This is a genomic window from Leptotrichia sp. oral taxon 847 (assembly GCF_001553645.1).
Classification (GTDB): domain Bacteria; phylum Fusobacteriota; class Fusobacteriia; order Fusobacteriales; family Leptotrichiaceae; genus Leptotrichia.
In genome coordinates this window covers 1,210,716-1,237,049 of record NZ_CP014231.1, presented here as the reverse complement: position 1 = coordinate 1,237,049, position 26,334 = coordinate 1,210,716, and the positions used below count along the sequence as shown (strand labels likewise).

The following is a 26,334-nucleotide window of genomic DNA, read 5'->3' as shown; positions in this document are numbered from 1 at the left end:
TTAAAATTAAAGTGATTTTAATTTGATTTCTTTTTTGACTAATTCCAAATCGTTTTCTATCATTCTTTCAACTAATTTGGCAAATGGTATTTCTCTTTTCCATCCCAATTTAGTTTCAGCTTTTGTTGGCTTTCCAATTAAGATATCCACTTCCGCAGGTCTATAAAACTTAGGATTTACTCTTACTATAACATTTCCAGTTTTAGAATCTTTCCCTATTTCTTTCTCATCTTTTCCTTCCCAAACGATATCTATGTTCACATGTTTAAACGCAGTTTCCACGAATTCTCTAACTGTTCTAGTTTCATTTGTTGCGATTACATAGTCATCCGCTTTATCCTGCTGCAACATTAGCCACATCGCTCTCACATAGTCTTTTGCATGCCCCCAGTCACGTTTTGCATCAAGATTTCCAAGTTCCAATACGTCTTGAACTCCCAATTTTATTCTAGCTACTGCATCTGTAATTTTTCTTGTTACAAATTCTTTTCCTCTTCTTTCAGATTCGTGATTAAACAAAATTCCTGAGCAAGAAAACATACCATAACTTTCTCTATAGTTTTTAGTTATCCAGTGTCCGTATAATTTAGCTACCCCATATGGACTTCTTGGATAAAATGGAGTATCTTCAGTCTGCGGAATCGCTTGAACTAATCCGAACATTTCACTTGTAGATGCTTGATAAAATCTTGCCTCTGGCTTTACAATTCTAATTGCTTCCAACATATTTAATGCACCAATCCCATCAATATCAGCTGTTGCCACTGGCTGTTCCCAAGAAGTTCCAACGAATGACTGTGCCGCTAAATTGTATACCTCATCAGCTTGAGAAATTTTCATAACATTCACTAATGAAACAATATCTATCATATCAGCATATATAAATTTAATTTCATCTTTTCTATGTTCTATATTTCCAAAACTAGTTCTACTTTTTCTTCTAACTAATCCATATACTTCATATCCTTTTTCTAATAATAATTCTGCTAAATATGAACCATCTTGTCCTGTTATTCCTGTTATTAAAGCTTTTTTCATAAAAATTTTATCCTCCTAAAGTTTTATTTATTTTTATAAATACTCTGTCCTGTTGCATATTTTTAAATTATTTATTACCGCTTTTACTTCTTGAGTATTATCTTTGTTACAAATTAGTATTGCATCTTTTGTATCAACTATTATTATATCTTCCAATCCAATTGTCGCAATTAATTTTTCAGTTCCCTGAATTATTGAATTTTTAGTTTTAATGCTAATTACATTTCCATTTATTACATTTCCATCTTGATTTGTTTTATTTATTCTTTCTAATGATAACCAGCTTCCAACATCATCCCAACCAAAATTTCCAGGTATTACATAAATATTTTCAGCTTTTTCCATAATTCCATAATCTATTGATTCTGAAGGAATGCTTAAAAATTCTTGCTTCAAAACTTTATCATAATTTGGGGTTCCAATAGTTTCGCCAATTCTTTTTATACTTTTATAGATTTCAGGCAAAAATTTTTTGAAATTTTCTAAAATTGTTGAAACTTTCCAAACGAACATTCCACTGTTCCAAAGATATTGACCACTTGTTAAGTATTCCTTTGCTTTTTCTAAATCTGGTTTTTCTTCAAATTTTAAAACTTCGTAGACATTATGTTCAAGATTTTGAGCTTTTTTAAAATTTATATATCCATACCCTGTTTCAGGATAATTTGGGGTAATTCCTATTGTTACAAGATTTTCACCTTTCTCAACTACATCCAAAGCTGTTTTTAAAGTATCAATAAAAATTTCATTGAATTTGATTAAATGATCTGAAGGTAACACTATCATTTTAGCATTTTTATCTTTTTTTGCTATATATTCTGCCGCTAAAGCAATACATGGAGCTGTATTTTTAGCTATTGGCTCTACAATTATATTTTCATTTGGAATATTTGATACATGTTCCTTTACCAAGTCTACATAAAGTTCATTTGTAACAATATACACGTTTTCTATTTCAACTAGTTCCTTCAATCTTTCTACAGTATGTTGAATCATAGACTTTCCATCTGATGTCAAAGATAAAAATTGTTTTGGCATACTCACTCGACTTTTTGGCCAAAACCTCTCACCTTTTCCTCCAGCCATAATTACTACTGATATCATTTTTCCTCCTTTTTCAATAAAATTTATTTAAAAAAATTAGTTTAATAAATTTTTTAAATAAACTTTGTAATCACAATTCTTTAATTCGTTTATTTTATGCAATAACTGTTCTTTTGATATCCAATTTTTTTGATAAGCGATTTCCTCCAAACAAGCGATATAAAATCCTTGTCTTTTTTGTATTACTTCTACAAAATTTGAGGCTTCTAATAATCCTTCAGGAGTTCCTGTGTCTAACCACGCTATTCCTCTTCCAAATTTTTTAACATTCAATTTACTTTCTTTTAAATATTTTTTATTTATAGCGGTAATCTCTAATTCTCCTCTATTTGATGGCTTTAGAGTTTTAGCTTTACTTATGACTGTATTGTCATAAAAGTACAACCCAGGTATTGCGTAATTTGATTTTGGATTTTCAGGCTTTTCTTCCAACGAAATTGCTTTTCCATTTTTATCAAATTCTACAACTCCGTAAGCTCTTGGATCTTTTACTGGATAGCCAAATATTACCGCTCCTTTTTTTAAAGATGTAACTTCTTCTAGTAGTCCTGAAAAACCGCTGCCATAAAATATGTTGTCTCCTAGAATAAGACAAACATTGTCATTTTTTATAAACTTTTCGCCAACTATAAAAGCCTCTGCAAGCCCATTTGGCTTTTCTTGAACTTTATATTCAAGATTTATTCCCAAATCACTTCCATCTCCTAAAAGTTCCTTAAATAATGGCAAATCTCTTTTTGTAGAAATTATTAATATTTCTCTGATATTTGCTAGCATAAGAACAGATAAAGGATAATAAATCATTGGTTTATCATATATAGGTAATATCTGCTTTGAAATCGACTTTGTAACTGGGTAAAGTCTTGTACCACTTCCTCCCGCAAGAATAATTCCCTTCATAAAATCCTCCAATTTTATTTACCTTTTCCAAATAATATCACTTTAATTGTTTTAAAAATTATCAAAACATCTAAAATTAAATCTTGATGTTTTAAATAGTATAAATCATATTCTAACTTTCTTTTTGTATCTTCAATGTTTTCGCCGTATGGATACATCACTTGTGCCCATCCTGTTAATCCAGGTTTTATCATATGTCTTAAATTGTAGTATGGTATTTTTTTTTCATATTCCTTGGCTAGAATGTCCCATTCGGGTCTTGGTCCCACAAAACTCATTGTTCCTTTTAGAATACAAAAAAGTTGAGGCAGCTCATCTATTCGAGTCTTTCTAATAAACTTCCCCACTTTTGTCACTCTTTTGTCGTTGTCTTGTGTGTATTTTGAGTATTTTTTTGGATCGTGTATTTTCATACTTCTAAATTTGTACACTTTAAATGGAACCATGTTTTCTCCAATTCTCACCTGCTTGAAAATTACGGGTCCCTTTGACTCCAACTTTATTAAAATTGCTACAATTAGTGCCACTGGTGCAAGTAGAACCATCAGTGTCAAAGATATGACCAGATCTACTCCTCGCTTCATATTTTTTTCCATTCCATCGTTTAAAATATCAAAGCCATTGGACTGAAGAAGCCATTCTTCATCAATGGTGTTTGCATCTATTTTCTTTTGAATTTCTTCGTTGAATATCTCATAGCTCAAAACTTTTAATCCATTTATTTTTAAATCAAAAAGGCGCTTTAAATATTTTTTAAAATCAGGACTTCTTATATCTTTCACAATTACAAGAAGATCAATTTTTTTTTCTTTTATTATCTTTTCCATTTCAGCATAATTTCCGACTAAATATTTTGTTGCACGACTTTTGTTGTTGGAAATATAGCCTATGTAGTTATAATCTAAGCTAGCTATAATATCTTCTTGAATATTGTTTTCAATATGGTTTGAGCCAAAAATCAGGACATTTTTCTTTTTCATGTAAATCGAAGATATTATTTTCCGAAATACTATTTGAAAGAAAAAAACGGCACTGAAAACATAAAATATTTCTACTTTTTTTAAAAAAATAAAAAGCATAAATGCAAAAATTGAATCAATTGAAAAATTTACAAAAATATTTTTTAATCTAAATCTTTCAGCATAAAAATCTAATTGTCCAAAAACAAATTTTATAAATATGAAAATTAAAAAGATAAAATTTGTTAAATACTTTGTAATATAATCGTATTGATTTAACAATATATTGTAAATTAAATATAGAATAATAATATATATCATTCGAATTATAACGATTTTTTTTATTTTCATATCTTTTTCCCTTAAAAACCTCTTAGTTTCTCAATGAGAAGTATACCATAAATTAGAGTATAATTCAACCGAAATATAAAAAGAATTTATTGATTTTTAGAACTAAATTCTATATAATTTGTGTAAGAGTAATTGTTTTTTGGGAAAAAGGAGGCTATAAAAAAATATGAAAAATAAATTTATTTTGCTCGATAGAGATGGCGTGATTAATGTTGAAAAAAATTATTTGCATACAATTGAAGAATTTGAATATGAAAGAAATGTCGTCTTGGGTCTAGCAAAATTGAGAGATTTGGGTTACAAATTTTCTATTATCACTAATCAAGCTGGGATTGCCAAAGGATATTACAGTGAAGAAGATTACTTCAAATTGCAAAAGTTTATTGAAGAAGATTTATTAAAAAAAGGGATTAAAATTGAAAAATCGTATTTTTGTCCACATCATCCCGATGGGATTGGAAAATACAAAAAAAATTGTGAGTGTAGAAAGCCAAATACAAAAAATTTTGAAATTGCTATAAAAGAATTTAAAATAGATACAAAAAATTCTTTTATGATTGGCGACAGGGTGACGGATTTGATCCCTGCAAAAAAACTTGGAATGAAAACCGTCCTTGTCAAAACTGGATATGGAGTTAAAAATATTTCAAAACTTAAAGAAAATGGCTTAGATTCCATTGTTGTGAACGACATTTTGGAATTTGCCAACTTAATTGAAGAAGGAGAAAATCAATGAATACAAATAAATCTAAAGAAATTTTTGAAAAAGCGAAAAAAGCTATTCCAGGCGGTGTAAATAGTCCAGTCAGAGCTTTTCAGTCCGTAAAAAAAGACTATCCCATTTTTATTGAAAGTGGAAAAGGTAGCAAACTTTTTGACGAAGATGGGAACGAATATATTGATATGATTGGTTCTTGGGGACCTATGATACTTGGACACAATTATCCCGAAGTTTTAGAAGTTGTGAAAACTGAGATGGAAAAGGGGACATCTTTTGGTCTTCCCACAAAAAAAGAAGTTGTGTTAGCAGAACTTGTAAAAGAATGTTTTCCTGCGATTGAAAAAATTAGGCTTACAACTTCTGGGACTGAAGCTACGATGGCGGCTGTAAGACTTTCTCGGGCATTTACGAAAAAGAATAAAATTTTGAAATTTGAAGGATGTTATCACGGGCATTCGGATTCACTGCTTGTAAAAGCTGGGTCTGGACTTCTTACTTTTGAACATCAGGATAGCAATGGAATTACCGAAGCTGTAACTCGTGACACGATAACTGCTCCGTTTGGAGATTTTGAAAAAGTAAAAAAAATTGTTGAAGATGAAAAAGACATCGCCTGTATTATTGTTGAGCCTATCCCTGCAAATATGGGAGTTATTGAAACTTCAAAAGAATTTTTGGAATTTTTGCGAGAAATTACTCATAAAAAAAATATTGTTTTAATTTTTGACGAGGTTATTACCGGATTTAGAGTTTCATTAGGCGGCGCTTGTGAAATGTTTGGAATACAGCCAGATTTGATAACTCTTGGAAAAATTATTGGGGGTGGGTATCCAGTTGGTGCGTTTGCTGGAAAAAAAGAAATTATGGATTTAATTTCGCCAGTTGGAAATGTTTATCACGCTGGAACTCTTTCTGGAAATCCAGTTTCTGTCGCAGCTGGAATTAAAACGATTTCCATTTTGAAAGAAAATCCCGATATTTACAGAACTTTAGAAAAAAGAACAAAAGAATTAGTTGCTAAAACAGAAGATTTGACTCAAAAATATAGAATACCTGCGACAATAAATGCCACAAACAGTTTGTTTACGATATTTTTTTCAAGAGATAAAGTAAAAAATCTGAAAGATGCGATTGCTACAAACGACAAAATGTATGCCATTTACTTTGACACAATGCTGGAAAACGGAATTATCGTACCGCCGTCGAAATATGAAGCGCACTTTATTTCCTATGTGCACTCTGACGAAGATTATAGAAAATTCTATTTTGCATTGGAAAAGGCGTTTGAAAAAATTAAAAATACATTGTAAAAACAAGAACTGGTGAGAAAAATGGATATTTTGAAAAAAACTTTGGTGCAAATTGAAGCAGCGGACAGACAGAGAATGAAAAAAAAAGAAAATGAACTTAATTCTTTGCTAAAAACTCCGAAAGGCCTGGGAATTGTTGAAGATTTAGCGATAAAGCTGGAGGGGATGCAAAAAAATTATCGTCCTAAGAAAAAAATGGTGCTCGTTATGGCGGCTGACAATGGTGTAGAGTGTGAAAAAGTAAGCAAATCCAAAAGAGTTATAACTCAATATGTCGTAGAAGCGATGTCAAATGGCACTTCTTCGATAAATTCTCTGGCAAAAAGTTTTGGTGCCGATGTAAAAGTTGTCGATTTGGGAATTGACGAAAGTTCTGATCATACAGGAAAAATTAACCTTTCGGGAATTATCCAAAAAAAACTTATGCCGTTTGGAACAAATAATATTTTAAACGAAGCTGCTATGAGTTATGAGACTTCTGTATCTGCGATTGAAATTGGAATAGAAACGGTGAATGAATTTGTAAAAGAAGGTTATAATCTTTTTGCGACTGGAGAAATGGGAATTGGAAATACTTCGACGAGTAGTGCTATTTTAAAAGTGTTTTCAGATTTGCCGCTAGATGACATTGTTGGATTTGGAAGTGGAATTGATAAAAAGACTTTGGAGCATAAAAAAGAAATTATAAAAAGAGCGATTTTGACTAAAAAAATTGATAAAAAAGATCCGATTGACGTGCTTTCCAAAGTTGGCGGACTGGATATTGCAGGAATGGCTGGAACTTTTTTGGGTTGTGCTAAAAATGGCGTTCCTGTTGTCATAGACGGCTTTATCTCAGCTGTTGCAGCGTTAATTGCATACAAATTGTGTCCGAATGCTCGTGACTATATGATTGGTTCGCACTTGAGCTGTGAGCCAGGAATGAAATATATTATGAATGAACTTAATTTAACCGCGCCACTTCTGATGAATATGAAGCTTGGCGAAGGAACTGGAGCTATTATGATGTTTCCAATCATAGAAGCGGCTTGTAGAATAACTGAAGATGTGAGAACTTATCCAGATGTTTGATTAACTTAATTGACTTAATTAAAAGAATAAAATGTAAGAATTTAAAAATTTAAAATTAAAATTTTGAAAAAATAAAAAATAAATAAATAAAAATACAAAAAATAAAGAAAAGAAAGAAAGAGAAAGAGAAAGAGAAAGGAAAAAAACTAAAAAATGAAAGAAAACAAATTAAAATTATATATTGTGAGACACGGTCAAACTGAATGGAATGTCCTAGAAAAATTTCAGGGGCAGATGAATTCACCACTTACAGAAGAAGGGATTGAAAAAGTTAGAAAAACTGCAAAAGAATTGGAAGATGTTAAATTTGACGCTGTCTATACTAGTCAGATGGGAAGAACAGTGGAAACTGCAAAAATTATTTTGGAAAATAATAAAAATAAAAATCCTAAACTTCAAAAAATTCCCGAACTTAACGAAATTTATTTTGGGAAATGGCAGGGAATGAGTTTTAGTGAGATTTTTGATTTTTCTCCAAAAGAAGCTCACAGCTATTTTTATGATGTAAAAAATTACTGTGCTAAAAATATTGGCGGAGAAGAATTAAAGGATGGGCTTACTAGATTTTTAAAGGGGCTTGACAAAATTATAAAAGCACATGAAAGTGGAAATATTTTGATTGTAACTCACGGAACTGTTTTAGAGCTTTTCTTTAACTACATTGAAAACAGGGAAGCAGACGATTTAGATGAGAGAAAACTTATTGGAAACGGAGAATGTCGAATATTTTCTTTTGAAAGCGGTAAATTTTTTCAATTAAAAAATTAGAAGGGGAAAAATATGATTTGGATAATCGGAGGAACAAAAGATGGAAGAGATATTTTAGAAAAATTAGTTGATGAGAAAAATAAAAAAGATATTTTGATAAGTACTGCCACTTCCTACGGTGGAGAACTTTTGAAAAAATATACTTCGAATAACAAAAAAAATATTCAAGTTATTTGTAAGAAATTGGACGAAGAGCAAATGGAAAAAGTCATCACCGAAAAAAATATAAATACCGTCGTCGACGCAAGTCATCCATATGCCGAAAATGTGAGCCGTTCCATTTTGAAAGTTACAAAAAAACTTGGGACTAAATATGTGAGATTTGAGCGTGAAATGCTTGATTATGGAGATGAAAATGTCTTTAAATTTGAAACTTTACAAGAAATGAATGACTTTGTTTTAAAATATCAAAATAAAAATATTTTAAGTACATTGGGATCGAATAATTTGGAAGAAATAAAAGTTATGGGCGAAAAAAATAATCTTTTTGTGCGGATACTTCCAACAACTGCTTCCATTCAAAAGGCGGAAAATCTTGGGTATTTGCCTAAAAACATAATTGCAATTCAAGGACCTTTTGATAAAAATTTAAATTTAGCTATGCTTAAAAGTTTTAAAATTGATTTTTTGATTACAAAAGAAAGCGGAAAAACTGGCGGAGAAAAAGAAAAAATTGATGCCTGTAAAGAATTTGGGACTACTGTTCTGATTCTAAAAAGACCTTTTGTAAACTACAGAAATGTTTATTCTGACATTGATAAACTTATAAATCATATTTAAAAAAGCCGAGAAATTTTTCCCGACTTTTTTATTTATTTTAGATTTTTTTATTTTAACACGATGTATTTTCAATCTTTTAAAACACTTATTTTAATACAACATCTCTTATAAAGAACTCTCCACCAATTGAAACAAATCCTAAATTAGTAACTCTTGGATTAACTAAATATTGTTTTTGTTTTTGGAATAAAATTACAACTGGGACTTCCTGTGAAATTATTTTTTCCATTTCTATCATCGCTGGTACTCTTGTCTGTGGATTATCTGTCGATTTTACAGTTTTTACAAGCTGGTCATATCTTGAATTTACAAATTTTCCACGGTTATTTGCATTTGTACTTTCAAATAAATCTAAATATGTGATTGGATCTAAGAAATCTCCAGTCCAGTTCATTAGAGCAATGTTAAAATTATTTTCTTTTGTACGATTTACACGCTCTTTTCCAGTAACCATTTCCGCATCAACTTGAACACCTAAATTTGTTTTTAAATTATCTTGAATGTATTCCACAATAGCTTTTCTACTTCCGCTATCGTTAAACAATATTTTTATATTTGGCAATTTTGAAATTCCTGCTTCTTTCATTCCTTCAGCTAACAATTTTTTAGCTTCCGCCACATTATATTTTGGCTGATCTGTCAGAACTTCTTTGGAAAAATCGCCTTTTAGTCCATTAAGTCCAATTCCTTGCGGTGTGAAAGTCTTAGTAGCTTTTTCAGAATTTGAAAGCACTTTATTTAATAAATCGTCCTTGTTTATTGCCATTGAAATTGCTTTTCTGATTTTTGCATTTTTATAAGCGGGCTCATTTACATTAAATAGCAAATAATAAATTCCACCGTCTTTGGCTGTTACTAATTCAGGTTTTCCATTAAATTCTTTGGCCTGTTCAAATGTAACTGTTGTAACGTCAACTTCATCATTTTTAAAAGCATTTACAGATGAATTACTGTCAATCATTTTCAAAACTACATTTTCTGTCTTAACATTTGCCGCATCCCAATAATTAGGATTTTTTTTAAGTCTCAATTCTGAATTATGTGTCCAGTTATCCAAAGTGTACGGACCTACTGCTATAGTATATTTAGCTTCTGAAAAATATTTGTCTTTAACTTGGTTGTAATATTTTTCGTTTAATGGCATGTACGCTTTAAATGTTACCAAATCGTCAAAATATGAAACTGGTGCTTCCAATGTAACTTCCAAAGTCTTGTCGTCAACTACTTTAATTCCAACTTCTTCGGCACTCGCTTTTTTAGCATTATATTTTTCTCCATTTTTTATTACAAATAGCATATTTGCGTTACTTGCTGCTGTTGCCGGATTTAGTGCACGAAGCCAACCAGCTTTAAAATCTTTTGCAGTAACTGGATCTCCGTTTGACCATTTTATTCCATCTCTTAAGTGAAATGTCCATTTTAATCCATCTTTTGACTTTTCCCACGATTTTGCAAGTCCTGCAACCGATTTTCCATTTTTATCTTTTCGAAGCAGTCCTTCTAAGATAAGCTCATCAACTGTTCCTCCAGGGATGTCAGTAGTAATTTGCGGGTCAATTGAACTTGGCTCCGTTACGATGTTTAATGAAAATGTATTTTGGTCATTTCCGCCATTTCCACAAGATAGTAAAAATAACGACATTGCTAATGTCAACAATAATTTTTTCATCTAAAAATCCTCTCTCTTTCTTTTTTTATTATTTTTAAAATTTATTTAATATAAGTGTAGTCCAGTACATAATCTTTTCCAATTGGACTAAATACTATGTCATGAACTCTTGGATTAACTAATTTTGTGTTCTGTCTGTAATAAAGTATTCCAACTGGCATATCATCGGCAAGAATTTTTTCCATTTGAATCATCGAAGCTACTCTCGCTTTTTGGTCTCCAGAAGATTTTACAAATTTAACCAATCTGTCATATTCTGGATTTGAATAATCCGAATAATTGTTTCCGTCTTTTGTAACAAATCTGTCCAAATAAGTGATCGCATCGTTAAAATCGCCATTGTAGCCGGCAAGCGCAATTTCATAATTTCTCTGTTCCATTCTAGAAAGTCTTTCGCTAAAAGTCATCGCTTGTATTTTTATATCGACACCTAAATTTTTATGAAGCTGATCTTGAATATATTCTGAAATTATTTTATTATTTCCACTGTCGTTAAAAATCATTTCAAGTGTCGGTAACTTTTGTAAATTTAGCTCTTTTAGTCCTTCGGCTAATAAACTTTTCGCTTTTGCAGCATCAAATGCAGGAAAAACTTTTCCAGCTTCTTCAGAAAAATCTTTTTGTACTCCCATTATTCCAACACCTTTTGCAGTGTATGTATAAGCAGGTTTTCCAGTTCCACTAAGTACATCAGATACCAATTTTTCTCTGTCCACAGCAAGAGACAACGCCTGTCTTATTTTTTTGTTGGCAAGAACTTTATTTTTCATATTGTAAGTCATATACCAGACAGAACCGTCGTCTGTAAGTATTTTTCTCTTGTCATCTTTAAATTCTTTAGCTTGCTCAATAGAAATATTTGTCGAATCTATCTCATCATTTTTAAATGCGTTCAAGCTTCCATTTGGATCGTTTATAAACACAACTTTTACACCTTCAAGTTTTATGCTGTCTTTATTCCAGTAATTTTCATTTTTTTCAAAGACAATTTGTGAATCTCTTGTCCATTCTTTTATTTTATAAACACCTGATGAAATTGAAGTTTCTTTACTAGTCATGTATTTATCCTTAACTCTGTCATAAAACGCTTTGTTAAGCGGCGCATAAGTTTGAATTCGCACAATTGAGTCAAAATATGGCAATGGATCATTTAAAGTTACTACCAAAGTGTAGTTATCCACAACTTTTATTCCCAATTCGTCAGGATTTTTTATTTTTCCCGCATTAAATTCTTTTGCATTTTTTATGTAAAATAATTTATCCGCATATTTTGAAGCAGTTTTTGGATCTAGTGCTCTTACCCATCCATCTTTAAAGTTTTGCGCTGTAATCGGATCTCCATTTGACCATTTTGCATTGTTTCTCAAATGGAATGTCCAAACTGTTGAATCTTGATTGTGTTCCCAAGTTTTTGCCACCCCTGGCAATGATTTTCCATCTTTTGCCTGTCTTGTAAGTGTTTCTGTCACAAGAGAGTCCACAAATTCTCCTGTTGAATCATTTGCTAATTCTGGGTCATAAGATTTTCCTTCTTCTTTTAAATTTAAAATTAGCTCATTATCGCCGCTTCCACTTCCGCAAGAAACGATAAAAAACATAACTAAACTTAAAAGTAATAAAATTTTTTTCATTTTTTTACCATCCTTTTTTTATTTATTTATTTTTATTTTGTTTTTTATTTTTTTCTTTAAAATGACATTTAAATCAAATTTTTTTCTCTCAAAAATGCCGTTTCCACAAAATGTCCCGGTCTATATTCTGTAAGCTCCGGTTCACTTGGAACTTCATTAATTTCAGACACATTTCCAATTGGACTTCGCAAATACGATTCGTCCATGTCAATTGTTTCAGTCTTTTTATAATCTGGATCTGCAATTGGTACGGCAGAAATCAACGATTTTGTATAACTGTGAACAGGATCTCCATAAACTGCGTCAGGTGTCCCAAGTTCCACAACTTTTCCCCGATACATAACTGCCACTCTATCTGAAATATATTTTACCATCGACAAATCATGCGCAATAAACAGCATAGTCAAGTTTCTCTCTTTTTGCAAATCCTTTAATAAATTTACAACTTGCGCTTGAATTGACACATCTAGTGCCGAAATTGGCTCATCGCACACCAAAACACTTGGATTTACAGCAAGTGCCCTAGCAATCCCAATTCTTTGCCGTTGTCCTCCAGAAAATTCGTGTGGAAAACGACTGGCGTGTTCCCTGTTTAATCCAACCAATTCCAGCAAACTGTACACTTTTTCCATTCTCTCCTGCCTTGAACTTACAAGTTTATGAATGTCAATTCCTTCGGCGACTATATCTCCCACTGTCATTCGAGGATTTAGCGACGCCTGCGGATCTTGAAATATCATCTGAATCTCTTTTGTGAAATCTTTTAAGCTGTAATCCTCCACAGATTTTCCATTATACAAAATCTCTCCGTTCGTCTTTTTGTAAAGTCTACTAATCGTTCTTCCAAGCGTTGTCTTCCCACTTCCAGACTCTCCCACAAGACTTAGGATTTCTCCTTTGTAAATATCCATTGTAACATTGTCAACCGCTTTTAGCACAGTTCTTTTTTTCATTGGAAAATATTTTTTTAAATTTTTCATCTCTATTATTTTTTCCATAATTCACTTCCTAGTCATTTTTTTCATCTTTTAAAAATTCAATTTTAGGAGCTCCTTTGACGTACAGCCACGATTTCACAAAATGTCCGCCCCCTACATCAATCATAGGCGGCTTTCTTTCGTAGTCAATTTTCATCGCATATTCAGAACGAGCCGCAAACGGATCTCCTTTTGGTGGATTTAGTAAATCTGGCGGTGTACCAGGAATTGAAGTAAGTCTTTCATTTGAGTTCATATCCAGTCTTGGAAGTGATTTTAACAGTCCCCAAGTGTAAGGATGCTTTGGATTTTTAAATAATTCTCTGACTGGCGCCTCTTCCAATTTTTCTCCCGCGTACATAACGACAACTCTATCCGCCGTCTGCGCCACAACTCCCAAATCGTGAGTTATAAGAATAACTGCTATATTTAATTCTTTTTTTATTTCATTTATCAAATCCAGTATCTGCGCTTGAATTGTAACATCTAACGCCGTTGTTGGCTCGTCACAGATAAGTAAGTCTGGCTCACACGCAAGAGCGATTGCAATTACAACTCTTTGCCGCATTCCTCCTGAAAATTCATGCGGATACTGATGAAATCTCTCTTCAGGCTTTGGAATTCCAACTTTTTTAAGCATTTCAATAGCTCTTTTTTTTGCTTCGGCTTTTCCGACTTTTTTGTGAATCAAAATTCCTTCCATAATCTGTTTTCCAATTTTTATTGTCGGATTTAACGAAGTCATCGGATCTTGAAATATCATCCCGATTTTTCCACCTCGAAGTTTTGACATTTTCTCATCGCTTATAGTTATTAAATCTTCTCCATTAAATAAAATTTGTCCCGATTTTATTTCTCCTGGCGGCATCTGAATAAGCTTCATAATCGTCTGGACCGTAACCGATTTCCCACTTCCAGACTCCCCGACAATCGCCAAGGTTTCTCCTCTTGCAACAGAAAAACTTATTCCTCGAAGTGCCTGAACTTCTCCTGCGTAAGTATTAAAAGAAACACTTAAATCTTTTACTTCCAATAAATTTTTTTCCATTTTTTCCATTTTTTCCTTTCTCACTTTTTAGAAAAAATTAAATTTTAACTTCTCAATTTAGGATTTAGTGCATCGTTTAGTGCATCTCCTATAATATTAAACGACAATGTAATAAGTGAAATTACAACGGACGGAATAATAAATAAATACGGATGTGAATTTATGTTGGACACCCCATCATATACTAAATTTCCAAGCGAAGCCTGTGGAATTGGCACTCCAAGTCCAATAAAGCTCAAAAATGCCTCCGTAAAAATAATATTTGGTATATCCGTCGTAAGTCTTATTATAATTATGCTAAGCGTATTTGGCACCAAATGTTTTAGCGTTATCCACCAAAAATTTCCCCCAAGTGATCTTGAAGACAGCACAAATTCATTTTCCTTTATTTTCAAAACTTCTCCCCGAACTAGCAGTGAATAGTTTAACCATCTTGTAAGCGACATCGCTATAATTATTGTCTTTATCCCATTTCCCATAATTACCATAAGTAAAATTATATAAATCATAGAAGGAATAATCATCAAAATTTCCACAAATCTTGTCATAATTGTATCTACAATTCCTCCAAAATATGCTGAAATTGCTCCATAAATTGTCCCAAAAACAACACATATAGCAGCGGTTACAATCGCAAGTTCCATAGAAATCCTAATTCCCTGCGAAAGTCTTGCAAATAAATCTCGTCCCAAATTATCCGTTCCCAAATAATGCCCCTTTTTTAGCCCTTCCATTGGATTTAAAAACTTTGAAGATAAGTCGTTGCTGTTATAGGTATACTTTGTCAACATCTGTCCAAATACTGCTAAAAATAAAAAGATTATAGTTATCACTAAAAATGTAAGCGCCATTTTATTTTTTTTAAATCTTCTTAGTCCATCTTGCCAAAAAGTTAAACTTGGCTTGTAAATAACTTCACTTTGCGCTAAATCTGGACCCACTATTTCAAAATCTTCAGGTTTTGGCAAATAATTATCATTTTTTATATTCTGTGTCATTTAACTATTATCTCCTTTCCCAAGCTTAATTTTAGGGTCCACCAAAACATAGACAATGTCCATAATTATCATAATTAAAATTAAAAAGATTGCATAAAATACCGTAACTCCCAAGATTAAAGTATAATCCCTGTCATTTATACTGTCGACAAAGTATTTTCCAAGTCCTGGAATTGTAAACATTCGCTCAATTACAAATGAACCTGTAAGAACCGCTGCAATCGTAGGCCCCATTATCGTAATAACCGGCAAAATCGCATTTCTTAAAGCGTGTTTAAAAACTACATCCCGTGGTTTCACACCTTTTGCAATTGCAAGTTTTATGTAATCCTGTCCCATCACTTCTATCATCTTGTCCCGCAAGAGTCTCGCTACAAGTGCTATCGTATAAAGCCCTAAAGAAATCACAGGAAGTATTTTATTCTCAGGCTTTGTCCAGCCAAGAAGTGAGATTTTTATAAGTGGCAAATGAAGCTTATTTATCAAAATCCTGTTGTGAACATCAACAAAATATTTTTGCAAAAGTCCTGCCAATACAAAACTTGGCACTGAAATTCCAACTATCGCAATGAGCATCGCAATTTTGTCCTGATATTTTCCTCTCTTAAGCCCAGCTACAATCCCCAAAGGAATTCCCACTATAAGTGCAAAAATCAAAGCCCTAGCTCCCAAATCAGCCGATACTGGAAATCCATCCTTTATCATGCTGTTCACCGTTCTTCCAGACGCCTTCATAGACATCCCCAAATCTCCAGTTGAAATACTTTTCAAATATTCCACATACTGAATGCCAAGAGGTTTATCCAAATGATATTTTGCCATCAAATTTGCTTTAATTGCAGGTGGTATCGCTTTTTCATCTTGAAACGGGTCGCCTGGCAGCATATGTATCAGAAAAAATGTAATCGTGACGACAAGCCAAAGGGTCCCAATCCCCATCAAAATCCGTTTAACCAAAAATTTCAAAATATTTTTCATCCTTAGATTTTCTTCCTTTCCTATCCAAAATTTTTATATATCTTATTATATCTATAAAAATACATATTTGCAAGTTATTTATTTTTGTATACAAATATTTTTTTATTTTAATATCTAAATACTCAAAAAAAGACTGTCTTTATAGACAGCCTTTGATTTTAAAATTAACTATTCTTCTTCCTTTTTGTAATCTTTTGCCCCGTAATAAGCTTCCAGTAAAATTTCTTTTAACTCAGAAATTAGCGGGTATCTTGGATTAGCTGCTGTACATTGGTCATCGAATGCGTTTAGTGCCATTTCATCTACTGCTTCTAAGAAGTCTTTTTCTGGTACTCCCCAGTCTTTTATTGTCATAGGTATACCGATTCGTTTTTTGATTGCTACAATTCCTTCAATTAATTTTTCCATTTTTTCTTCTTTTGTATGTACATCTTTTCCAAATCCTAAATGGTCAGACATTTCTGCATATCTTTGCATTGCGTTTGGATATCTGTATTGAGGGAATACTCCCATTTTTGTAGGTGCGTCAGCTGCATTATATCTTATTACAGTTTCTAATATAAGTGCATTTGCAATTCCGTGAGGAATATGGAATTTTCCACCTAATTTATGTGCAAGTGAGTGGTTAATTCCCAAAAACGCATTTGCGAAAGCCATACCTGCAAGACAAGAAGCGTTTGCCATTTTTTCTTTAGCTTTTATAGCTTTTGCTCCACCGTCCACTGAATCTGGAAGATATTTAAATACTAGTCTAGCTGCTTCTAATGAATAAGGTTTTGTGTATTCTGTCGCCATAACTGAAACATATGATTCTAATGCATGAGTGAACACATCAATTCCTGAAGACACAGTAAGTCCTTTAGGCATTGATAACATAAGTTCTGGATCGTTTATTGCCACATTTGGAGTTAATTCGTAATCTGCAAGTGAATATTTTACTCCAGTTTCGTCATCTGTAATAATTGAAAATGGTGTAACTTCTGAACCAGTTCCAGCTGATGTCGCAACTGCGATAAATTTAGCTTTTAGTCCCATTTTAGGGAATGGCAAAATTCTTTTTCTTATGTCCATAAATCTCATTGCCAAATCTTTAAATTTAGTTTCTGGATATTCATACAAAACCCACATAATCTTAGCCGCATCCATCGCTGAACCTCCACCAAGCGCAATAATTACATCTGGCTTAAACTCAAGCATAGCCTTTGCTCCCTCTTGAGTTGAGCTAAGTAATGGATCTGCTTTTACATCAGAGAAAATTCTAAAGTCAATTCCAATTTCTTCCAAAACTTTTGTAATGTGATCTGTATATCCCAATTCCGCTAGTACGCTATCTGTTACGATAAATGCTTTTTTATGTTCTCCTTTTAATTCTTCCAAAGCTGTTGGAAGTGAACCATATTTAAAATATACTTTCTGAGGCACTTTGAACCACAACATATTTTCCCTTCTTTCCGCTATTGTTTTAACATTGATAAGATGTTTTACTCCGATATTTTCAGAAACTGAGTTTCCACCCCAAGAACCGCATCCAAGTGTCAATGATGGTTCCAATTTAAAGTTAAACACATCTCCAATTGCCCCAAGTGAAGCTGGCATATTAATTAGTGTTCTTCCTGTTTTCATTTTTCTTCCAAATTCATCAATTTTTTCTCTTTCCGCCAAATTTACGTAAAGAGCTGAAGTGTGTCCAAGTCCTCCTAATTCAACCAATGTTTCCGCTTTATCAAGTGCATCTTTAAAGTTTTCACTTCTGTACATTGCAAGTACTGGCGATAATTTTTCGTGTGCAAATGGTTCTTCCATTCCTGTCGATTCAACTTCTCCAATCAACACTTTTGCAGTATGAGGAATTTCAAGCCCTGCCATATGTGCAATTATATAAGCACTTTTTCCAACTACTTCCGCATTTAATCTGCCATTTACAAACAAAATTTCTCTAACCTTTTGTTTTTCTTCCTCATTTAAGATGTAAGCACCTCTATCTAAAAATTCCTGTTTAACTTTGTCATAAATTTTATTGTCCACAATGACAGACTGTTCAGTTGCGCAAATTACTCCATTATCAAATGTTTTAGACATCAAGATATAGTTTACTGTCATTTTTATATCAGCTGTTTCGTCAATTACAACTGGAGTATTTCCAGCTCCAACTCCGATTGCTGGTTTTCCAGATGAATAAGCCGCTTTAACCATTCCAGGTCCACCTGTTGCAAGAATTAAATCAACATTTTCCATAAGTTCTTTAGACAATTCCACACTTGGTTCGTCCACCCATCCAATTATATCTTTTGGAGCTCCATATTTAACAGCTTCTTCCAATGCAAGTTTTGCTGTATAAATTGTACATTCTTTTGCTCTTGGATGCGGTGACAAAATGATACCGTTTCTTGTTTTTAATGTCAGTAATATTTTAAAAGCCGCTGTTGAAGTCGGATTCGTAGTTGGCACAATTCCTGCGATAACCCCTATTGGAGTCGCTATTTTTTTAACTCCGTAAGATCTATCCTCTTCCAAAACTCCACAAGTTTTTTCATCTTTATATTTATTATAAATATATTCCGAAGCAAAGTGATTTTTTATAACTTTGTCTTCTAATATTCCCATTCCTGTTTCTTCCACTGCCATTTTTGCGATTGTAATTCTTTCGTCATTAATTTTTTGAGCTACTTTTCTAAAAATTTTATCGACTGTTTCCTGATCAAATGTAGAAAATTCTTCTTGTGCCCGTCGTACACGAGCTATTAATTCTTTCAAACTGTCCAAATCTTTAACTGCCATTTATGATTCCTCCCAATAATTTATAAGTATATACTTCATTTTGATATAATAATACTACTACTTTTACTAAAAATTGTCAAGTGATTTTTTTCATTTGATGAAAACTTATTTACAATGAAACTCAAATAAAAAAAGAACTATCTCTCATTTTTTTAGATAGTCCTATTTTTTTATTTATAAAAATTATTTGTCCTCTTCACTGTAGTCATAAGTTACGTTTCCTTCTGCAAATTTTTCCTTATAATCTTTGAAAAGTGCTTTCACTTCAAGTGACATCCAGACGATTGCAATTAAGTTCGGAAGCACCATTAAACTGTTAAATATATCGGCTAGCGACCATACAATTTTTACTTCTTGCAGGGAACCTGCTATTATGCAAAGAATTACAACAATTCTATATGGCAAAAGCATCTTTTTCCCAAACAAAAATTTGATATTTGATTCTCCAAAATAATACCACCCAATTATTGTCGTAAAAGCAAAAAATGCTAGACATATGGCTAAAAGTATCGCTCCAAATTCTCCAAAAGAGCTTTTGAAAGCGCCCTGTGTAAGTTGTGCCCCCACAAGAAAAACTCCTTTTGCATCTTTTAAGGTATAAGCTTTTGTAACTAAGATAGATAGTGCTGTTGCGCTACAAACTAAAATTGTATCGACAAATACTCCAACCATAGCCGATAGTCCTTGTTCTGCTGGATGTTTTACATGTGCCACAGCGTGTGCATGTGGAGTTGAACCCATTCCTGCTTCATTTGAAAAAAGACCTCTGGCAATACCTTTTTGCACTGCCACTTTTACACTTGCTCCAGCAATTCCTCCAGTAACTGCGATTGGACTAAATGCACTTTTTACAATCCAGACAAATGTTGGAATGATTTGATTGTGAAATATCAATAATACTACAATACTTGCCAAAATATACACCGTTGCCATAATGGGTACCACAAGTTCAGCAAATTTCGCAATTTTATTCATTCCACCAATAAAAATTAAAGCGGCTAAAATCGCAACTATAACACCTATTATACCAGGATTTATATTTTCAAGTCCAGATATTCCTTTTATTCCCGCAGCTATTGAATTCGATTGAACCGCATTTCCCATAAATCCAAGAGCCAAAATAATTGTGACAGAAAAAAATCCAGCTAGAAATTTAGCGAATTTTCCTGTTTTTTTTAGTCCTCTTGAAATGTAATAAGCAGGTCCTCCGACCAATTCTCCATGAATTCTTTTTCTATATTTTTGCGCCAAAACCGCTTCTGTAAAAATTGTTCCCATTCCTAAAAATGCTGAAACCCACATCCAGAAAACCGCTCCCGGCCCTCCAGCTGTGATAGCAGTCGCAACTCCTGCCACATTTCCAGTTCCAACTTGAGCCGCAATAGCTGTAGCCAAAGCCTGAAACGAAGACATAGACCCTTCATTAGAATTTTCAGTTTTTCTAAACAGCCCTCCAAATACCATTTTAAAAGCATAGCCTATTTTTGTAACTTGCGGAAACCCCAGAAGAAAGCTCAAATAAGTCCCAACTCCAAGTAACCCCCACATCAGAATATTACTAGCAATAAAGCTATTAATATCGTTAATCAGCTTAACTAACTGTTCATAATTCATCTTTTTTTCTCCTCAGTTATAAATTTTTATCTTATAATTAAAATTATACCAAAAAAATGAGAATTTTACAACGATAGAACAGGATTTTTAATTCTATTAAATAAATTTTTAATTTATATGTAAGTAAAATTTAAATCATCAAAGTATTTTTATGTGCTGGCAAAACTGTCTTAATTCAGCAAAAATTTTTTTAGTTTCAGAAAACATTGTAAAATAATGTAGAATCAATCGAAAAGAGTAATATTTTCTCTTTACAGCCCCTAAATGTTTTACTCCGTCAAAGAAAATAAATTTTATTGACAAATACTTCTAAAATGATACAATATATCAGTAAAATAAAAAAAGGAGAATTTATTTATATGAAAAAAGGCATTGTAATTGCAAGTTTTGGGACAACACATGAAGATGCGCTAAAAAGGACAATTGATGTTATTGAAAATAAAATGAGAGAAAAATATGGCTTTGAAAACTGCAAGAGAGCTTTTACCTCCAACAAAGTTAGGGAAAAACTTAAAACAAAAAAAAATTTGACTATTTTTAATCAGGGTGAAGCACTGCAAAGCCTAAAGAATAAAGGATTTGAAAAAATTTTTACAATGTCTTTGCACATCTTAAATGGAATTGAGTATAAAAAATTGGATAACAGTTTTGGAAAAGTCTCGGAACCTTTGTTATTCAACGAATCTGACTACAAAAAAATTATTGAAAATAAAGAGTTTAACGACACAAAAGGAAACGATGCCATAATTTTTGTGGGACACGGTTCGGAAGATGCCTCTGATGAAAGTTATGAAAAACTACAAAATTACTACAAAAAATTTGGAAAAGAAAATATTTTTATTGGAACTATCGAAGGAAAAATAACAATCAAACATATTTTGGAAAAATTAAAAAACACAAATTTTAAAAAGATTTTGCTAAAACCTTTTTTGATTGTCGCCGGAGATCACGCAAAAAACGATATTATGTCAAATGACAAAAACTCTTGGAAGTCAATTTTAGAAAAAAATGGATATAAAGTTGAAACAGAGCTAGTAGGAATGGGAGAATATCCATTTATCCAAAAAATGTTTATGGACAAATTTGAAAAAATATACGAATAATAGATAATAACTTTGTTCTTAAGGCTCTAAAATTTTAGGAATTATAATAAAGGAAATATCATAAAGTAAAGAAATTTTTTAGTACTTCTTAAAACCAAAAATATTAAGTCATCAAGCATATTTAATAAAATAAAGAAAGGAAATGATTAAAAATTATGAAATTAGCCAAAGATTTTAGTAAATTTATACAGACGTCTCTTTTGACGGCACCACTTTTAAATAAAGCGCTGGGGGTCTTTTTCATCTCAATGCTGCCAATTATTGAGCTGCGTGGAGCAATACCTGTGGGAGCGGCTTTAGGACTTCCCTGGTATCTCAATATGGTAATTTGCATTGTGGGAAATTTACTTCCAGTTCCATTTATCCTATGGTTTTCCGTAAAAGCTTTTGATTTTTTAAAAAAACATAACATTTGTGCTGGAGTTATAAAAAAAATAGAAAATAGGGCGATGAAAAGAAGTGAAAGCCTTGCAACAGGAGAGTTTATCGGGCTTATGTTATTCGTTGCAATTCCATTCCCAGGAACAGGGGCTTGGACAGGAGCGTTAATTGCAGCACTTCTTCAATTTGACAGAAAAAAATCATTTTGGTTTATAACTTTGGGTGTGCTAATTGCATCAATTATTATGATTTTAGTTTCATATGGCGTTTTAGAAATTTTTAAACATTAAATTTAAAGTTTAATTTGATAAAAAAATAGTAAAATTAAAAACTCCAATTTAGGAGTTTTTTTGTTACAAAAATTTTATCTCAGAATTTTTTCCACCTTTTTTTCCGTGCAAAATGACCAAATCTCGAGTTTTATATTTGTTAATTTCTATTTCCAAAATATTCATTTTGTTTTCATAAACATACGAAAAGACTTCATTAAGTCTATCATTGGGAACTATTACAAAAAATTCACCATAATTTTTTAATAGTCTTTTTATTTCAGAAAAAAGTTCTTTCAAAGTGAGTAAAATCTCATATTTACTGATTTTTTCGGATTCTTTTCTTGGAAGTTTTCCACTGTTAATTTTTTTGTACGGTGGATTTGAAAAAATTACATCAAATTGTCCTGTTATTTCTTTTATATTGCTATTTATCGGGATTATTTTACTTTCCAAAAAATTATTTTTTACATTTTTTTCCAAAATCTGAAATATTTTCTTTTGAATTTCGACAGTGAAAATTTTTGAAACTTTGGGAATTTCTGAAATTAAAATTGAAATTATTCCTTGTCCCGCTCCAATTTCCAAAAAGTTACCAGATTTTTTATTGTATTTTTTTATAAATTTTGAAAGTAAAAGTGCATCTTCAGTTATTTTTAAACTTTCGTCCAAAATAGTAATTTTTTTACCTACACTTTCCAAATTTTCCACATATTTCACAGCTTTTCTCCTCTTTTCACAATCTCTAAAAACTCTTTTTTCAAAACTTCCACAACAACAAAATCTTCCTCATTTTGAGCCTTTTTATTTTTTCCTAGAACTTTCAGCATTTCCACTTTTTCTACTTTTATTTTTTTAGATAAATTTTTTAGCTCGTTTTCACAATCCTTTAAAAAATACAATCTATAGCCACTTTTTACTTCCAAAATCCTCTTTATTTTATTTTTTTGAGCAAATAACTTAAATTTTATACTCATAATAAACTTTTTCAAACTTTCTGGAATTTTTCCAAATCTGTCTTTTATTTCAAAAACTAAATCTTTTAGTTCCTCATTTGATGAAAGTGTGGCAAAACGACGATAAATATTCAATTTTTCTTCATTTTGAATATAATTTTCTGGAATAAATCCTTGGTCAAATAAAATAATTTCCACATTTTCAACTTTTTCGCTAAATTCCCCTTTTTGACGCTGAATTTCTTCATTTAACATCTTTATGTACAAATCGTAGCCAAAAGTTTCAATTGTCCCATGCTGCTTGTCCCCCAAAATTTCCCCGGCACCACGAATTTTTAAATCTTCGACAGAAATTTGAAAACCGCCAGACTTTATTCCTTCCACTTTAAAGAGGCTCTCTTCTTTTTGTTTTCCCAATTTTGTTGTGTTTCTTGTCTTTAACAAATAGCAGTAACCCTGTCTATTACTTCGTCCTACACGACCCTTTAGCTGATAAACTTGAGCCAATCCAAGTCCTGTAAAATTTTCTATTAAAATCGTGTTTACGTTCGGAATGTCAATTCCATTTTCAATAATCGTGGAAGCAACTAAAATATCAAAATCTCCATTTTCAAAGCGAATAAGTTTATCTTTAATTTCCTGCGGCGGAAGCTGTCCGTGAATAAATTCTATTTTTACAAAATCTGGAACTATTTCTCTTAGTTCCTGCACTTTATTTTTCATGTTTTTTACATCGTTATAGATATAAAAAACTTGCCCATCTCGAGACAATTCTTTTAAAATTGCCATTTTTACTTTATTTTCGTCCCACTCCAAAATTTCCGTTATTATTGGAAGTCTATTAACTGGCGGCGTGTCAATGATTGAAATATCCCGTATTCCTAATAGCGACAAATTTAGCGTTCTTGGAATTGGGGTTGCAGTCAATGTCAAAACATCCAGTTTGTCCTTTTTTTCTTTTAATTTTTCTTTCGCTTTTACTCCAAACTTCTGTTCTTCGTCAATGATTAAAAGTCCCAAATTATTAAAGACAACGTCGTTGCTCAAAAGTCTGTGAGTTCCAATAACCAAGTCCACAATTCCATTTTTTAAATTTTTCAAAATTTCACCTGATTTACTTTTTGTAAGTCTTGACAAATTTTCTATGATAATCGGATAATTTTCAAATCGCTTTTTAAACCTTTCAAAATGCTGCTGAGCCAAAATTGTAGTAGGAGCTACCAAAATTACTTGTTTTCCATTGTCAATAGCTTTAAATGCTGAACGCATCGCAACTTCAGTTTTGCCGTAACCGACATCGCCGCAGACGAGCCTATCCATAATTTTGGGACTTTCCATATCACTTTTTACATCGTCAATCGCCTTTCTCTGATCAGGTGTAACCTCAAATGGAAAACTTTCTTCAAATTCCTCTTGCCAAACCGTATCTTTTTGATAAATAAATCCAGTTTGTCTTTTTCTTCTAGCTTGAATTTTTATAAGTTCAGCTGCAAATTTTTGAATGTCTTCTTCCAATTTTTTTCGTTTTCTTTTGAATCCAGAAGTTCCCAGACGAAATAATTTGGGCTCCAAATCATTAGAAATATATTTTTCAAGCCTGTCCAACTTTTCAACGGGAATGTATAAAATGTCTTCATCGGCATATTTTACTTTTAAATAGTCCTTGTCATCAATAGTCTGAATTCCTTTGTAAATTCCAACTCCATACTGGATATGAATCACATAGTCGTCTACTAAAATTTGATTTAGCTTTTTATATTTTATAGATTTTTTTATTTTTCTGAAATTTTCATAGATATAGCCATCAAGCTCCCTGTCCGTCAAAACAAAACTTTTATTTTTTTCACTAAAAAATCCTTCAAATAACTCAAAATTTGAAACAAAAAAATTATTTTGATTTTTTTTCAAAATGTGATTGTATTCGGAATATTTTTTTTCGTAATTTTTTGTTTGAATAAAAATTTTATTTTTATTTGCCAATTTTTCCAGTTTCTCTTTATCTTTAAAAGTTTCCAGCTGTTCTTTACTAAAATTTTTTGTGGAAATAAAAAAACTTTTTTTCTTCAAATTTTCATACCTCTTTCGATACAAATTCTCTTTTTTTCGATTTAACAAAATATATTCTTCCATTTTATAGTCAATTAATTCTTTATTTTCGACAGCAATTAAAACTTCGTCATTATTTATTTCCGAAATCATTTCGACTAGCTCATATTCGCTTCCGCTCAAAATATTTCCAAAAATTTTTATCTCCTTAATTTTTTCAATCGAAATCTGGCTGTCAACTTCAAAAAATCTAATACTTTCTAATTCATCGCCAAAAAACTCAAGTCTAACAGGATTTTCCAAATCTGGTGGAAAAATATCGACAATGTCCCCACGTTGGCTAAACTGACCCTTCTTTTCAACTAAATAAGAACTTTCGTATCCATTTTCCAAAAAAAACTTTTTTATTTTTTCAAATTTATATTCGCTTCCAATTTTAAATTCCAAAAAATTTACTTTTTCAAAAAAAATATCGAGTGCAATTTGTAAATTCATAAATAAAATAAATTTATCTTGATTTCTTAAAATATCCAGCATTTTTACATTGATTCCGACAATATCTTCTTTAGTTTGCAAAATATTTTCAAAAATATCAATATACTTTGTATCTTTATCTGAATTTTTAGAAAAAATGTTTTTCTCATTATAATAATTATCTAGCATTGAATAATAATTTTCCAAATTTTTGTTGGAAGTTGAAATATAAATTATTTTTTTTGCTTTTGATTGCTGCAAAATCCACGGAATCTCCCCTCGATACACTTTATCTTTCTCATTTAATTTTGCAAAAAAACTTTTATCTATCTGTTTTAAAAAATTTAAAAATTCCATTTTCCACCCTTTCTTTTAAAATATAAAAAAAACACTCTGGCTTTTCAGCCAAA

The 26,334-nt window shown here is 31.7% G+C and carries 21 protein-coding genes; 7 read left to right on the top strand and 14 right to left on the bottom strand.

The genetic code is table 11. The features are described from left to right. Positions 1-6 precede the first annotated feature (6 nt). Genes gmd through AXF11_RS05690 form a run of 4 tightly spaced genes read right to left on the bottom strand, consistent with a single transcriptional unit; the run spans position 7 to position 4,352 of the window. The gene (gmd, locus tag AXF11_RS05705; RefSeq protein WP_068155737.1) at positions 7-1,038 is read right to left on the bottom strand and encodes a GDP-mannose 4,6-dehydratase; all 1,032 of its coding nucleotides are present in this window, start codon (positions 1,036-1,038) and stop codon (positions 7-9) included. A gap of 33 nt (positions 1,039-1,071) precedes the next feature. After that, entirely contained in the window at positions 1,072-2,142 is a 1,071-nt protein-coding gene (locus tag AXF11_RS05700) for a mannose-1-phosphate guanylyltransferase/mannose-6-phosphate isomerase (protein ID WP_068155736.1), read from the bottom strand. A 36-nt stretch (positions 2,143-2,178) separates the two neighbouring features. Continuing rightward, positions 2,179-3,042: a glucose-1-phosphate thymidylyltransferase RfbA gene (gene rfbA, locus AXF11_RS05695; RefSeq protein ID WP_068155735.1), complete on the bottom strand. Its 864-nt coding sequence runs from the start codon at positions 3,040-3,042 to the stop codon at positions 2,179-2,181. A 14-nt stretch (positions 3,043-3,056) separates the two neighbouring features. Continuing rightward, on the bottom strand, positions 3,057-4,352 hold the full coding sequence (locus AXF11_RS05690; protein WP_068155728.1) for a sugar transferase: 1,296 nt from the start codon (positions 4,350-4,352) through the stop codon (positions 3,057-3,059). Between the two features lie 166 nt (positions 4,353-4,518). Here AXF11_RS05690 and AXF11_RS05685 point away from each other — a divergent pair, with 166 nt between their 5' ends. From AXF11_RS05685 to AXF11_RS05665, 5 genes are all read left to right on the top strand, one after another. Beyond that, a complete protein-coding gene (locus tag AXF11_RS05685) occupies positions 4,519-5,088 on the top strand; it encodes a D-glycero-alpha-D-manno-heptose-1,7-bisphosphate 7-phosphatase (protein ID WP_068155723.1) in 570 nt (189 codons plus the stop codon). Beyond that, the gene (gene hemL / locus AXF11_RS05680; protein ID WP_068155720.1) at positions 5,085-6,383 is read left to right on the top strand and encodes a glutamate-1-semialdehyde 2,1-aminomutase; all 1,299 of its coding nucleotides are present in this window, start codon (positions 5,085-5,087) and stop codon (positions 6,381-6,383) included. Before AXF11_RS05685 ends, hemL begins: the two co-directional genes overlap by 4 nt. A 21-nt stretch (positions 6,384-6,404) precedes the next feature. Further along, positions 6,405-7,454, top strand: a complete 1,050-nt coding sequence (cobT, locus tag AXF11_RS05675) for a nicotinate-nucleotide--dimethylbenzimidazole phosphoribosyltransferase (RefSeq protein ID WP_068155719.1) — start codon at positions 6,405-6,407, stop codon at positions 7,452-7,454. Positions 7,455-7,607: 153 nt separating this feature from the next. Further along, positions 7,608-8,222 carry a histidine phosphatase family protein gene (locus AXF11_RS05670; protein WP_068155717.1) on the top strand — a complete coding sequence of 205 codons (615 nt, stop codon included), beginning with the start codon at positions 7,608-7,610 and terminating at the stop codon, positions 8,220-8,222. Positions 8,223-8,234: 12 nt separating this feature from the next. Beyond that, entirely contained in the window at positions 8,235-9,002 is a 768-nt protein-coding gene (locus tag AXF11_RS05665; RefSeq protein ID WP_068155713.1) for a cobalt-precorrin-6A reductase, read from the top strand. Positions 9,003-9,087: 85 nt separating this feature from the next. Here the strand turns inward: AXF11_RS05665 and AXF11_RS05660 are convergent, their stop codons facing one another. The 8 genes from AXF11_RS05660 to AXF11_RS05625 form a co-directional block, all read right to left on the bottom strand. Next, entirely contained in the window at positions 9,088-10,671 is a 1,584-nt protein-coding gene (locus AXF11_RS05660; RefSeq protein WP_068155711.1) for a peptide ABC transporter substrate-binding protein, read from the bottom strand. A gap of 41 nt (positions 10,672-10,712) precedes the next feature. Continuing rightward, positions 10,713-12,302 carry a peptide ABC transporter substrate-binding protein gene (locus AXF11_RS05655; RefSeq protein ID WP_068155709.1) on the bottom strand — a complete coding sequence of 530 codons (1,590 nt, stop codon included), beginning with the start codon at positions 12,300-12,302 and terminating at the stop codon, positions 10,713-10,715. A gap of 68 nt (positions 12,303-12,370) precedes the next feature. Further along, entirely contained in the window at positions 12,371-13,300 is a 930-nt protein-coding gene (locus AXF11_RS05650; RefSeq protein ID WP_068155706.1) for an ABC transporter ATP-binding protein, read from the bottom strand. A gap of 10 nt (positions 13,301-13,310) precedes the next feature. Beyond that, a complete protein-coding gene (locus tag AXF11_RS05645) occupies positions 13,311-14,327 on the bottom strand; it encodes an ABC transporter ATP-binding protein (protein WP_068158274.1) in 1,017 nt (338 codons plus the stop codon). A gap of 44 nt (positions 14,328-14,371) precedes the next feature. Then, entirely contained in the window at positions 14,372-15,325 is a 954-nt protein-coding gene (locus AXF11_RS05640) for an ABC transporter permease (protein ID WP_068155703.1), read from the bottom strand. After that, on the bottom strand, positions 15,326-16,303 hold the full coding sequence (locus AXF11_RS05635) for an ABC transporter permease (protein WP_068155701.1): 978 nt from the start codon (positions 16,301-16,303) through the stop codon (positions 15,326-15,328). Positions 16,304-16,471: 168 nt separating this feature from the next. Continuing rightward, complete coding sequence (gene adhE / locus AXF11_RS05630) at positions 16,472-19,081, bottom strand: bifunctional acetaldehyde-CoA/alcohol dehydrogenase (protein WP_068155699.1); 2,610 nt, start codon at positions 19,079-19,081, stop codon at positions 16,472-16,474. Positions 19,082-19,264: 183 nt separating this feature from the next. Then, the gene (locus tag AXF11_RS05625; RefSeq protein ID WP_068155697.1) at positions 19,265-20,695 is read right to left on the bottom strand and encodes an alanine/glycine:cation symporter family protein; all 1,431 of its coding nucleotides are present in this window, start codon (positions 20,693-20,695) and stop codon (positions 19,265-19,267) included. Positions 20,696-21,054: 359 nt separating this feature from the next. On the opposite strand from AXF11_RS05625, the gene AXF11_RS05620 reads away from it, so the two are divergent. Both AXF11_RS05620 and AXF11_RS05615 read left to right on the top strand, forming a co-directional pair. After that, positions 21,055-21,798, top strand: coding sequence for a sirohydrochlorin cobaltochelatase (locus AXF11_RS05620; protein WP_068155696.1), 744 nt, complete (start codon positions 21,055-21,057; stop codon positions 21,796-21,798). 155 nt (positions 21,799-21,953) lie between these two features. Further along, positions 21,954-22,469 carry a COG2426 family protein gene (locus AXF11_RS05615; RefSeq protein WP_068155694.1) on the top strand — a complete coding sequence of 172 codons (516 nt, stop codon included), beginning with the start codon at positions 21,954-21,956 and terminating at the stop codon, positions 22,467-22,469. Between the two features lie 63 nt (positions 22,470-22,532). On the opposite strand, the gene AXF11_RS05610 is transcribed toward AXF11_RS05615, so the two are convergent. Together AXF11_RS05610 and AXF11_RS05605 are read right to left on the bottom strand one after the other, a co-directional pair. Further along, a complete protein-coding gene (locus tag AXF11_RS05610) occupies positions 22,533-23,168 on the bottom strand; it encodes a methyltransferase (protein WP_068155693.1) in 636 nt (211 codons plus the stop codon). Beyond that, positions 23,165-26,281 (bottom strand): DEAD/DEAH box helicase, encoded by a 3,117-nt coding sequence (locus AXF11_RS05605; protein WP_068155691.1) that lies wholly within the window; start codon positions 26,279-26,281, stop codon positions 23,165-23,167. The genes AXF11_RS05610 and AXF11_RS05605 overlap by 4 nt, the downstream gene beginning before the upstream one ends. Between the last annotated feature and the right edge of the window lie 53 nt (positions 26,282-26,334).

Excerpts from the sequence above, each read along its gene's own strand:
- gmd (WP_068155737.1), bottom strand. The coding sequence starts at position 1,038 with ATGAAAAAAGCTTTAATAACAGGAATAACAGGACAAGATGGTTCATAT.
- AXF11_RS05700 (WP_068155736.1), bottom strand. The coding sequence starts at position 2,142 with ATGATATCAGTAGTAATTATGGCTGGAGGAAAAGGTGAGAGGTTTTGG.
- rfbA (WP_068155735.1), bottom strand. The coding sequence starts at position 3,042 with ATGAAGGGAATTATTCTTGCGGGAGGAAGTGGTACAAGACTTTACCCA.
- AXF11_RS05690 (WP_068155728.1), bottom strand. The coding sequence starts at position 4,352 with ATGAAAATAAAAAAAATCGTTATAATTCGAATGATATATATTATTATT.
- AXF11_RS05685 (WP_068155723.1), top strand. The coding sequence starts at position 4,519 with ATGAAAAATAAATTTATTTTGCTCGATAGAGATGGCGTGATTAATGTT.
- hemL (WP_068155720.1), top strand. The coding sequence starts at position 5,085 with ATGAATACAAATAAATCTAAAGAAATTTTTGAAAAAGCGAAAAAAGCT.
- cobT (WP_068155719.1), top strand. The coding sequence starts at position 6,405 with ATGGATATTTTGAAAAAAACTTTGGTGCAAATTGAAGCAGCGGACAGA.
- AXF11_RS05670 (WP_068155717.1), top strand. The coding sequence starts at position 7,608 with ATGAAAGAAAACAAATTAAAATTATATATTGTGAGACACGGTCAAACT.
- AXF11_RS05665 (WP_068155713.1), top strand. The coding sequence starts at position 8,235 with ATGATTTGGATAATCGGAGGAACAAAAGATGGAAGAGATATTTTAGAA.
- AXF11_RS05660 (WP_068155711.1), bottom strand. The coding sequence starts at position 10,671 with ATGAAAAAATTATTGTTGACATTAGCAATGTCGTTATTTTTACTATCT.
- AXF11_RS05655 (WP_068155709.1), bottom strand. The coding sequence starts at position 12,302 with ATGAAAAAAATTTTATTACTTTTAAGTTTAGTTATGTTTTTTATCGTT.
- AXF11_RS05650 (WP_068155706.1), bottom strand. The coding sequence starts at position 13,300 with ATGGAAAAAATAATAGAGATGAAAAATTTAAAAAAATATTTTCCAATG.
- AXF11_RS05645 (WP_068158274.1), bottom strand. The coding sequence starts at position 14,327 with ATGGAAAAAAATTTATTGGAAGTAAAAGATTTAAGTGTTTCTTTTAAT.
- AXF11_RS05640 (WP_068155703.1), bottom strand. The coding sequence starts at position 15,325 with ATGACACAGAATATAAAAAATGATAATTATTTGCCAAAACCTGAAGAT.
- AXF11_RS05635 (WP_068155701.1), bottom strand. The coding sequence starts at position 16,303 with ATGAAAAATATTTTGAAATTTTTGGTTAAACGGATTTTGATGGGGATT.
- adhE (WP_068155699.1), bottom strand. The coding sequence starts at position 19,081 with ATGGCAGTTAAAGATTTGGACAGTTTGAAAGAATTAATAGCTCGTGTA.
- AXF11_RS05625 (WP_068155697.1), bottom strand. The coding sequence starts at position 20,695 with ATGAATTATGAACAGTTAGTTAAGCTGATTAACGATATTAATAGCTTT.
- AXF11_RS05620 (WP_068155696.1), top strand. The coding sequence starts at position 21,055 with ATGAAAAAAGGCATTGTAATTGCAAGTTTTGGGACAACACATGAAGAT.
- AXF11_RS05615 (WP_068155694.1), top strand. The coding sequence starts at position 21,954 with ATGAAATTAGCCAAAGATTTTAGTAAATTTATACAGACGTCTCTTTTG.
- AXF11_RS05605 (WP_068155691.1), bottom strand. The coding sequence starts at position 26,281 with ATGGAATTTTTAAATTTTTTAAAACAGATAGATAAAAGTTTTTTTGCA.